Annotated in this window: 7 protein-coding genes and 1 pseudogene; 3 read left to right on the top strand and 5 right to left on the bottom strand. The window is 40.8% G+C overall.

Annotated elements, in window-relative coordinates; all coding sequences use genetic code 11:
- Positions 1 to 321 precede the first annotated feature (321 nt).
- Positions 322 to 981, top strand: coding sequence for a nuclear transport factor 2 family protein (locus F8R90_RS10740; RefSeq protein WP_196510723.1), 660 nt, complete (start codon positions 322 to 324; stop codon positions 979 to 981).
- A 194-nt stretch (positions 982 to 1175) separates the two neighbouring features.
- Here the strand turns inward: F8R90_RS10740 and F8R90_RS10735 are convergent, their stop codons facing one another.
- Positions 1176 to 1616, bottom strand: coding sequence for a (2Fe-2S) ferredoxin domain-containing protein (locus F8R90_RS10735; protein ID WP_196510722.1), 441 nt, complete (start codon positions 1614 to 1616; stop codon positions 1176 to 1178).
- A 199-nt stretch (positions 1617 to 1815) separates the two neighbouring features.
- The gene (locus tag F8R90_RS10730) at positions 1816 to 2496 is read right to left on the bottom strand and encodes a GntR family transcriptional regulator (RefSeq protein ID WP_196510721.1); all 681 of its coding nucleotides are present in this window, start codon (positions 2494 to 2496) and stop codon (positions 1816 to 1818) included.
- Between the two features lie 95 nt (positions 2497 to 2591).
- Here F8R90_RS10730 and F8R90_RS10725 point away from each other — a divergent pair, with 95 nt between their 5' ends.
- A complete protein-coding gene (locus tag F8R90_RS10725) occupies positions 2592 to 4214 on the top strand; it encodes a 2-isopropylmalate synthase (RefSeq protein ID WP_196510750.1) in 1623 nt (540 codons plus the stop codon).
- 18 nt (positions 4215 to 4232) lie between these two features.
- On the opposite strand, the gene F8R90_RS10720 is transcribed toward F8R90_RS10725, so the two are convergent.
- Together F8R90_RS10720 and F8R90_RS10715 are read right to left on the bottom strand one after the other, a co-directional pair.
- Positions 4233 to 5372 carry a glycosyltransferase family 4 protein gene (locus F8R90_RS10720; RefSeq protein WP_196510720.1) on the bottom strand — a complete coding sequence of 380 codons (1140 nt, stop codon included), beginning with the start codon at positions 5370 to 5372 and terminating at the stop codon, positions 4233 to 4235.
- Positions 5373 to 5581: 209 nt separating this feature from the next.
- Positions 5582 to 6751 (bottom strand): glycosyltransferase family 4 protein, encoded by a 1170-nt coding sequence (locus F8R90_RS10715; RefSeq protein WP_196510719.1) that lies wholly within the window; start codon positions 6749 to 6751, stop codon positions 5582 to 5584.
- Between the two features lie 519 nt (positions 6752 to 7270).
- On the opposite strand from F8R90_RS10715, the gene F8R90_RS10710 reads away from it, so the two are divergent.
- Entirely contained in the window at positions 7271 to 9643 is a 2373-nt protein-coding gene (locus F8R90_RS10710; protein ID WP_196510718.1) for a hypothetical protein, read from the top strand.
- 401 nt (positions 9644 to 10044) lie between these two features.
- Here F8R90_RS10710 and F8R90_RS10705 read toward each other — a convergent pair.
- Positions 10045 to 10266 (bottom strand): annotated as a pseudogene (locus tag F8R90_RS10705) (NF041680 family putative transposase); the annotation flags it as partial.

Here is a 10266-nt window from a genome sequence, read left to right as displayed (position 1 = left end):
AAATTGTCAAGCAAAGGTTATTTACTTTTTCATAAAACTATGCAGATGATAACTTTATTACTTAATCAAATCAACACAAATGCAGTGATAATTAATACCCAGAATTTCATCATTTATCTGTTATAAATAATTACATACATCAAATCTTGTACTATTTTTCTTGTTTACTAGTAAATTAATTTACTAGCTGATATCAAAGTAAGCTCTCGCTAAATTCCCAAGGATTTTAGCCAAGTTTTTATGAGCTAACAAGTCCAGCAAAAACTTGAGTTTACAGCAAGTACAAGATACGAAAATTGTAAAAATTAAGGTGGTCATCCTGTGGAAAAGAGAAGAGAAAGTGGGCGAATAGTTCCAAAGGCTATCTCGTTTTTGTTAAATCGTATAACTTTGATTGTGCTTGCAGTCACTCTTGTGCTGTTTATTGGAGGTAAGTTTGAACTAGCAAGTGCATCTCAACCTAACGCAGAATTAGAAATTCAAAAATTAACATCTTGTTACGCGTTAGGAACTGATGCTATTGGTAGAGGAAATCTCCTAGAGGGAAAGAATATTTATCGGGATTGTTTTACTCAAGATTCAGTCCTCACTGCCATTTTTCCTGATGGGGCGAGTGAAACACGTTTTGGAACAGATTCTTGGGCAGATTTTGTCTATTCAGTATTCCAAGGAAATGGTTATACAGCTACCCAACACTTGATAGGTACGATAAACATTTCAGTTCAAAATAATCAAGCAACGATGACCTCTTACCTCCATGCAACTCACAAACGTTCGGAAACCAGCATTGATGTTGCTAATGGTACTTATGAAGATGAAGTTATCAATAAAAATCGGCGCTGGAAAATTCGTAAACGTACTCTCAAACTCATCGATTTCTTGAATCTTAGTTCTCCAACTACTGCTTCCTCAAGCACTAATGCCCGAAGCACTAATTCCTCAAGTACTTTGGTAATACCAAATATACCTCGCTTAAAGTAGTAATCGTTTAGAGATGAGATTTGGATAAGTATTCTTCATTTCTCTTGTGGGAAAAAGCTAAGGGGTGAATATTTTAATTCACCCCTTTTTGCTTTGCCACTTAACCGAACTATTGTGTAATAAAAAACATAGTTTTGTATTCAAAAATTTCGTGAAATAAATATCCTAATCTCAGCGTTAGTAAAGCTGCAAAATCAATCTTTATTCTGTTTGATGCGTGAGTAAAGAAGTTCGCGTAGGCGTAGCCCGTCGTAGACATCGCTCCGAGGATTTACAATTAAGCATGGACTATTACCGCTACTTCCATTACTTACAATAACGACAGTAATGCCGGATTTTGGACAAACTCCTAAACAACTGGTGCTAGCGACCCGAAATTCCCCCCATAATCCCTCAAATTTTAAACGTGATTTTAACCAATTCTCTAAGTCTTCGGAAGCCGTTGAGCCTGATTGCTCGTTTGCACATTGTGAACACACAAGCACCAAACCAGACTCCCATCGGGGAGAAACACTGGGAATAGAAGTGTCTAAAGGGCGAGAATTTATTAAGGGTGATGGTTGCTGAGGAGTGGATGCAAAACTCTTGAAGATACGTTGGAGCAATCTCTTAATACGCTGGATCAGTTTTTTCATGGATGACCACCTATTTCTCTGAACAACGTGAGCTGAATAAAAAGACCTCTCCCTGGTTTTACAATGTAAAACCGTCCCTTTCCGAGTCGGAGAGGGATAGACTTGAACTTTAGTTCAAGGTAGGGAGAGGTTTGTTGAACAGGATAGTGGTAATTTCCGGTTTAATCTGTTCTGCTAGATCATCTCGTTCCAACAAGAATCAGCGTTTCTGAGCAATTTGCTGCAAGTATGCAATTAGCTGTTCTCCTGCGGTGTCAATATGTCGTTTCAGTAACCTGATAGCAGCTTTTGTATCCTGCTTTTGACAAGCATCTAGGAGTTGATAGTGTTCTTTTTGCGATCGCTCTTGGTAATCCATCTGCGCTAATTGTACGCGAACATAGCGATCGCAATTCACGTGTAAAGTTTTAATCATTGTCAGCAACCGGGGACGTTCAGCAGTGGTGTACAGCGTTGCGTGAAATTCCCAGTTGAGTTTTGCCAACACACCTGCATCAGTTGCTTGATCTGTCGCTTCTAAAATCACAGCAGCTTTTTCTATATCTGTTTCCCTGAACTTGGGTATTGCCAACTGCATCGCTTTCACTTCTAAAGCGCTGCGAATTTCACAAATTTCTTGCGCCTCTTGTGCTGTCAACACCGATACGATCGCACCACGATTTAAATGCAGTGTCACTAATCCTTCTGCTTCTAACTGCTTGAGGGCTTCGCGCACGGGAATGCGGCTAACGCCAAACTGAGTGGCGATTTCATCCTGTCTCAGAGATTGTCCTTCCTGAAAAATGCCGCCCAGAATCGCTTCCCGCAAAGCATCGGCAATTAAATCTGGGGTACTGCGTTGTTGTTGCAGCACATTCGCTGCTAGGTCATTTAAGTTCATATTGAATATTGTATACAAAATCCAAAAGATTGTATACAATATCCAAAGTCAGCTTTTTAAACATCCCTTCAATACCACGGGAGACAGTTATGAGCATCGCATCTCAACCAGACCGAGTTATCATCTTCGACACCACCCTACGGGATGGTGAACAGTCACCGGGCGCAACCCTCAATGTAGAAGAGAAATTAGCGATCGCTCATCAACTAGCTCTCCTTGGTGTCGATGTGATTGAAGCCGGTTTTGCTGTTGCTAGTCCGGGAGATTTTCAAGCTGTTAAAAGCATTGCTGAACAAGTTGGAATACCTGGTGGGCCAATCATTTGCAGTTTAGCTAGAGCCATTCGCCAGGATATTCACGCAGCCGCCGAAGCTTTGAAGGGAGCGGCTTGTCCCAGAATCCACACAATGATTTCTACCTCCGATATTCACCTGCAATATCAGTTGAAAAAATCTCGTAGCGAAGTATTAGCGATCGCATCAGAAATGATTGCCTATGCTAAGTCGTTTGTAGACGATGTAGAATTTTCACCAATGGATGCCAGCCGCACTGAACCAGAGTTTCTGTATGAAGTTTTGGAGGCAGCGATCGCAGCAGGTGCAACTACAATTAATATTCCTGATACCGTTGGTTACTGCACACCCAAGGAAATCGGAACTCTGATTCAGGGAATTCGAGAACATGTTTCCAATATCGATGGGGTGATTCTTTCCATTCACACCCAAAATGATTTGGGTTTGGCGACAGCTAACGCTTTGGCAGCAATTGAATATGGCGTGCGTCAAGTGGAGTGTACCATTAATGGCATTGGGGAACGAGCAGGCAATGCAGCCTTAGAAGAGATTGTCATGGCGTTGCAGGTTCGCAAACCCTTTTTCAATCCTTACTTTGGTCGTCCGGTTGATGCCGATACACCCCTGACTAATATCAAGACTCAGGAGATTTACAAAACTTCATCCTTGGTTTCCCAATTAACTGGGATGCTGATTCAACCCAATAAGGCGATCGTGGGAGCAAACGCTTTCGCCCATGAATCTGGTATTCACCAAGATGGGATCATCAAGCACCGCCAGACTTATGAAATTATGGAAGCTGCTGCGATCGGTTTGCCAGAAAATCGCATTGTTTTGGGCAAGCACTCTGGACGAAATGCTTTCCGTACAAGGCTCAAGGAATTGGGGTTTGAATTGAACGAGGCGGACTTGAATAAAGCCTTCAATCGGTTCAAAGAAGTGGCCGATAAGAAAAAAGAAATCTCAGATTGGGATTTAGAAGCGCTCGTTCGAGATGAAACGCAGATTCAAGTAGAAAGTGGCTTCCAAATCGAACACGTCCAAGTAATTTGTGGTGACTGCACTTGCCCAACTGCAACCATTACAATTGTCACTCCTGAGGGCAAAATTCTCACAGATGCGAGTGTAGGCACAGGCCCGGTGGATGCGGTGTATCAAGCAATCAATCAATTGGTGCAGATTCCCAATCAACTGATTGAATTTTCTGTCCAATCTGTGACTGGAGGAATTGATGCACTGGGAACAGTCACAGTTCGTTTGAAGCATCAAGAGCGGATATTCTCTGGACAAGCATCTGATACTGATATTGTAGTAGCCGCAGCTTACGCTCATCTAAATGCCCTGAATCGTCTCTATCGTTACTTGCAAACCCAAACTGAGAGATCCCATTTGCATGAGACAGACTCTGCTGTTGTATCTAGGTAGATTAGATTAATCAGGTAATTATAATCTGTCGGATAGTAGTTGGGCAATTTGTTGATTAATAATTGCAATATCAAAACGCCGACTAGCGGTAGCCCTGGCATTATTGGCTATAGTTGCAGTTATTTCCATCTCCTGAAGACAGGTGATAATTACTTGTGCAAGTTCCTGGGGTTCTCCTGGTGTCACTAAAAAACCATTAAGTCCATGTTCTACTAATTCCATTACACCTCCAGCTTTTGCTGCAACTACAGGTTTTCCACATAGCATCGCCTCTACAATCACTCTACCAAAGGGTTCTGGGGAAGTAGAGGTATGTGCCACCAAGTCACAAGCTGCCATTAACTGGGGAATATCAGAACGAAATCCTAAAAATTTAACGCGGTTTTCTAGTCCCAGTTCAGAAACTTGTTGGTGTAACTTTTGGACGTAATCTTGTTCGCCGAACAGTGCATCACCCACTAGAATTGCTATCACCTCTGGTGGACATTTGGCAAGGGCATCAATTAAAACATGCTGCCCTTTCCAAGGTGCAAGACGACTAAAGTGTCCGACTACAAATTTTCCTTCTAACCCTAACTGTTGCTGTAATTTATTGATGTCAGACTCATCAGGTTGATAAATTTTTGGATCAAAGCCGTTATAGACAACTTCAACTATATTTCGGTCTCCTCCCGCTTGTAAAAAGGCGGTTTTACTAGCTTGTGAATTAGCAATTACTAATGAGGCAAAACGATTAGCTAGGTTAATAGCAACATGAAGATTAGTTTGACTAAAATGTTCTGTGGAAAGAATATCATGTAAATGATAAACCAGAGGGCGACGGCTGAAAAAACTTGCTAATGCTCCTACAACTAATGCTTTTTGGGTATTGGCATAGATTAAATCGTATTCACGGGCTTTTTTAACTACCTTAGTAATCAAAGGTGCAAGTTGTCCTAGACTCTTGAATCCTTGTAGCAAACTGCTTTCTTTGCGAACTTGGATTGCTTGAGTTGCAAGAACTTCTACTGGGATATTATTTTGCTGTAATAAAGTTCTAAAAGACCCATCTGCAAATAAACCTACCAAAGCGCGATCGCCATAAGGTTTAGCAATATCTATTAAACATAATTCGGCACCCCCTGGTTTACCGCTTTGGTCTAAGAAAAGAATTCTCATAAAACCTCTACTTTAGCTAATTTTGGCCCGCGTAGTGCCCCTAATATTTATTGCAATCTGACTTTTCACGGCATCTGGAAAACCTCACTTCTATTTCTCTCTCCTTTTAGGAGACTTTGAATTTTCCTCCTTACCGCGTCGGTAAGGGGGTTAGGTTTTTGGTGGACTTTTCCACATAACTTAAAAAGTCAGCTATTACAATCACTTCTTTAAGCTAATAAAATTTTCCGTACTTGTTGGGCGATTTGATTCCAATCATAGTGTGTAGTAGCGTACTGGCGACAGGCTTCTCGTGAAGGTATGGGGATATTTCCCAAAAGCACTTGCTCTAATTTTTCAGCAATGGCTGAGGCTTCGGTCGAAGTAGTAATTAAATCGGGTGAGAATTCTGATAAAATTTCTGGCATTCCCCCAACTGGAGTACATAAAACAGGAGTACCACAGGCTAGAGACTCGATTATTACTAATCCAAATCCTTCAAAAGATTGACTAGGCATAATAGTCAATTCAGCAGCTTGATAAGCTATAGGTAATTGCTCATCAGGTAGAAAACCTAAAAATTTAACATTGTCATCTAGTCCTAACTCTGTAGCCTGTTGTTGTAGTGCAGATTGGATGTGACCACGACCTGCGATCGCTAGCCAAACATCTGGTATTCTGGGCTTAATTATAGCCAGTGCTTGCAATAATTTATCAACTCCGGTTCGATGTACTAAGCGGCGGGATGTAAATATTATCCGGCGATTACTAGGCCAGCCTAACTTTGTACAAGCCTCCTGGGGTGATAAATTTGGCTGAAACCAGTTAATATCAACTCCACCAGGAATAATATTAATTTTGCTCCACGGTACTTGATATTTATCATGTAGAATTTTACCAAATGCTTTGCTCAAAACAATGAAGCGATCGCAGCGATTATAAGTATTTTTTTCTATTAGCCAGTGCTTGATCAAAAGACTGAGATTTTTATTAACTACCTCTTGCTGACTCTCAGAAGCCCAAGGCCCATGAAAGTTAAAAGTAACTGGTACTCCCTTTGGTAAAATATCTAAAATAGGAAAGCTATATAATGCAAAGTGCAGATTAATAGCATCTGGTTTGCTTATTCTTGTTTTCTGGAAATTAGTGCGAATTGACCATAATCTTTGCCAAATAGCACTATCAACAGAAGCCAAATTAGTCAGCTTAATTGGCGAATTTATTTCCGCCTCTGGTAGACCGACTCCACATAATTCAACCTGGTCTTGATTTGCTGCTAATTTATGAGTTAGTTCATAAATATACCTTTCTAGTCCACCGGGACTTTTGGGAAACCAGCCCAATCCAAGGGTGAGAATAGATGCAGACGATGAAGCAAAGTTTTCTGATTTATTTCCCATTGATGTATTTCCTATAAATATATTAAAACAGGCGCACAGTCGTGCGCGTCTACATCTGTATACAAACCGAAATCACTAAAATTTTCAAATATACATTATCAATAAGAGCTTTTGTATAGAACACCAATTTATAAACTATTTATATGTCAACGTCAACAAGGAATTGAAACTGTATTTTTAGTAACCAAACAACACCTAACTAGACATATATGATACCTGCCAATCAAGAAAGTTGAATGCTATATAGGGAGAGAGAAAAGCTGATAAAAAGTAATAAATTCAGAATTATTTTGTATTAATTTTTACCATAGCTAGTAAATAATAGGTAAATATTAATACCTTAAATGTATTAGTTGAAATTTCAAATAATCAGGTCAGTTTTATAAAGCTTATGTAAAACTTGCTATTAAATGTGATGTCTATGGATAGCCTGTATCTTAGCCAATTCAAAATAGTTATATTTTTTGCGGATTACCGAAAAAATGATTGTATATAAATAATTAAAAGCTTAAAAAATATATGAAAAATAAATTACTGACGCAGTTAATAAAACTCCGTCACCGACTCAACCAGCACCTCAAAACAATATTTAAGATTAGATATATACAAAAAAGTAAAACTTTCAACTTTTTACTCAGTCTGACTGTTGGAGTAATTGTTACTACTCTTGGAATTACAACAGACTGGGCGACAACTGGAACACGCACGCTTATCTACAAAACATCGTCGATAAGTAATACTATTGCCAGTGAAAGTCCGATACAAAACAATACTGAAACACCCACACTTACACACAAAGAAATCTCGATAAGTAATACTATTGCCAGTGAAAGTCCGATACAACACAATACGGGAACATCCACATCTACCTATAAAACATCGTGGATAGGTAACACGATTGGCAGTGGAAATTTGCGGGTACAAAACAATATTGAGGCAATGTATATTGCCCCTAATGGCACAGTTTATACTAACAGCCATTGGGATGAGGCGGGAATGGAAGCAGCTATCTATAAGGATGGTAAGGTTATTGGTGCTATTGGGGATACTCACGGCTGGAGTCGTGGAGGTGGCAAAGCTGTAACAGTAAATAGTAAATATATTTACATTGCCATGACTCAGGGATCGAAGGGCAAAACCAATGAAGATTACCCAGCAGAAGGAACAACTTGGCATTGCGTTAGACGCTATGATTTGTCGGGAAAACCTGCACCGTTTCCTGAAGGGCGTGGCTGGGATAAAAGTATGTTAATTACCAGTACTAAAGGTGAAGTCACTGGATTAGCAACTGTGGGAAGCGAGTTGTATGTGAGTGATTTTGCTACCAACCAGATTCGTGTCTATGATACTGATACGATGAAGGAACTACGCAGCTTTACCTTTGCTAATCCCGGAGCAATAACTATTGATCCACAAAAAAATCTGTGGATTATTCAAAGCAAAAATGGTAGTAAGCCTGCCAAGATTCTTCATTATTCGCCGAGTGGAAAGCAATTACCCCAACAGATTGCAGATATTGTTGAACCAACTGCGATCGCAATTAATCATCAAGGTAAGCTGTTAGTGGCAGAAAATGGGCCGCGTCAGCAAATGTTGATTTATGACATCAAAGATAAGCCGACGCAGGTGGGTAGTTTTGGTGCGAAAGGCGGTATCTATGCAGGAGTTCCTGGTGAAGTTCAAGATTTAAAACTTTATGGACTTACCGGAGTTGGTACAGATGCTTCAGGCAATATCTATATAAATAGTAATGGTTTCAACAAATCAGGAACAGATTTGCGGAAATTTTCGCCATCGGGAAAACTAATGTGGCGATCGCTAGGATTGATATTCGTCGATAATGCAGATGCCGATCCTAAAACTGATGGTGCAGATGTATTCACCAAACAAGAACACTATCTAATGGATTACAGTAAGCCTGCTGGTAAGCAATGGACTTACAAAGCCTACACCTTAAATGCTTTCAAATATCCTCAAGATCCCCGTCTGCATACATCGCCAGATGGAACCTTTGTTCGCCGCATCCAAGGGAAGCCGTTTTTGTTCCTCACAGATATGTATAACAGCTTCCTGCAAATATATCGTTTTAATCCAGGCACAGATGGTAAAGTAGCTATACCAGCAGGAATGTTTGTCGGTAGCAATGGCGCTGATAAACCATTTATCACCGGAAATTGGCCACCGTATCAACCAGAAAAAGGGGAATGGATCTGGCGCGATCGCAACGGTAATGGCAAATTTGAAAAGAACGAATATGATACCAGCAAAGATTATCCTTATATCGGCGGCTGGTGGGTAGACAGCAAAGGAGATGTTTGGAAAGCTTTACGAACAGAAGATGGCATTCGCCACTATCCTTTACAGGGAATAGATCCTAAAGGCAACCCCATCTACAGCTATAGTTCGATGGAAAAGCAAACTACTCCCAACATATTTAACGACTTGCGGCGGATCGAATATTTCCCCGAAACAGATAGTATGTATTTGTCAGGCTTTACAGTAGCTCACCCTGCATTCGGTGACGATGCTGGAGTTGCTGGATCTGAGATTGCCCGTTTTGACAATTGGAGTAAAGGAAATCGTACTCCTCGTTGGCGGATTGTAATTCCTTACGACACCACCGGCAAACGCGAAGTGTCCACGGCGGCTATGAGTGTGGCGGGAGATTATGTATTTGCCGTGACAGTTAAAACCGCCGAGGTATATGTCTACAATGCCAAGACGGGAGCACAAGTACAACAGTTAAAACCAGGCCCAGAAGTTGGCGGCGAAAGTGGCTGGATTGATATACCTTACGGTATCCGCGCTTTTCGTCGTTCAAATGGTGAGTATTTGGTATTTGTGGAAGAAAATTGGAAAGGAAAAGTGATTATGTATGAGCTGGCGAGGTGAGTATTTACAGCAGGGCAATAATATTTGGTAATTAAATTCAACTATAGCGGTTCCCACTCATATGCGGTACGATATTACATCGCAAGGTGTAGCTAGTGGCAGCAGTAATTCTGTTGCGTAACTTAAGTTTTTGGTAAAAGTTATTCACAGCGGGATACGGTATGGGTTCGAGTACCGAGGCCCCTTCGCTGACTACATTCATGACCCGAACAGCGTATTCATGACGAAAAAGCTGGCTTGATTCGCTTCTGGAAAGTAACTCCCTAGTTAGGGCTGTAAAGATTATTCCAATAAGGAAAGAATTATGGTAGTTCCTCCTGGAGTTTAGACTAGGCAACAAGAAAAGACTCAGCAACGCTGAGTTGAAAAGAAACAGACTTCAGAGATGAAAATCTACACTACTAAGCAGATTCTGATTGCTCTTTGCGGGGCTTGGTTGTAGTTTTTTTAACTATGGGGTAGCGAATTCTACGTTTACGTGGTTGATCCGTCTTCCAGCCTGGAGACTTTCCGCGAGATTTGGGTGGTTGGGCTGGAGTACCAATCACCGCAAAAACTCCACCCATAGCTTGAGCAACTCTTCCAGGGGTTAATTTTTCGAGAGGCTTCTGCCAAGGTAGAGG

This window comes from Nostoc sp. NZL, from assembly GCF_015714705.1.
Taxonomy (GTDB): Bacteria; Cyanobacteriota; Cyanobacteriia; order Cyanobacteriales; family Nostocaceae; genus Nostoc; species Nostoc foliaceum_A.
The sequence above is the reverse complement of the archived record's forward strand: the minus strand, read 5'-3'. Positions and strand labels throughout refer to the sequence as shown.

What these genes read in the sequence shown, in the direction of transcription:
- F8R90_RS10715 (WP_196510719.1), bottom strand. Translation starts at nt 6,751, where the DNA reads ATGGGAAATAAATCAGAAAACTTTGCTTCATCGTCTGCATCTATTCTC.
- F8R90_RS10710 (WP_196510718.1), top strand. Translation starts at nt 7,271, where the DNA reads ATGAAAAATAAATTACTGACGCAGTTAATAAAACTCCGTCACCGACTC.
- F8R90_RS10720 (WP_196510720.1), bottom strand. Translation starts at nt 5,372, where the DNA reads ATGAGAATTCTTTTCTTAGACCAAAGCGGTAAACCAGGGGGTGCCGAA.
- F8R90_RS10735 (WP_196510722.1), bottom strand. Translation starts at nt 1,616, where the DNA reads ATGAAAAAACTGATCCAGCGTATTAAGAGATTGCTCCAACGTATCTTC.
- F8R90_RS10730 (WP_196510721.1), bottom strand. Translation starts at nt 2,496, where the DNA reads ATGAACTTAAATGACCTAGCAGCGAATGTGCTGCAACAACAACGCAGT.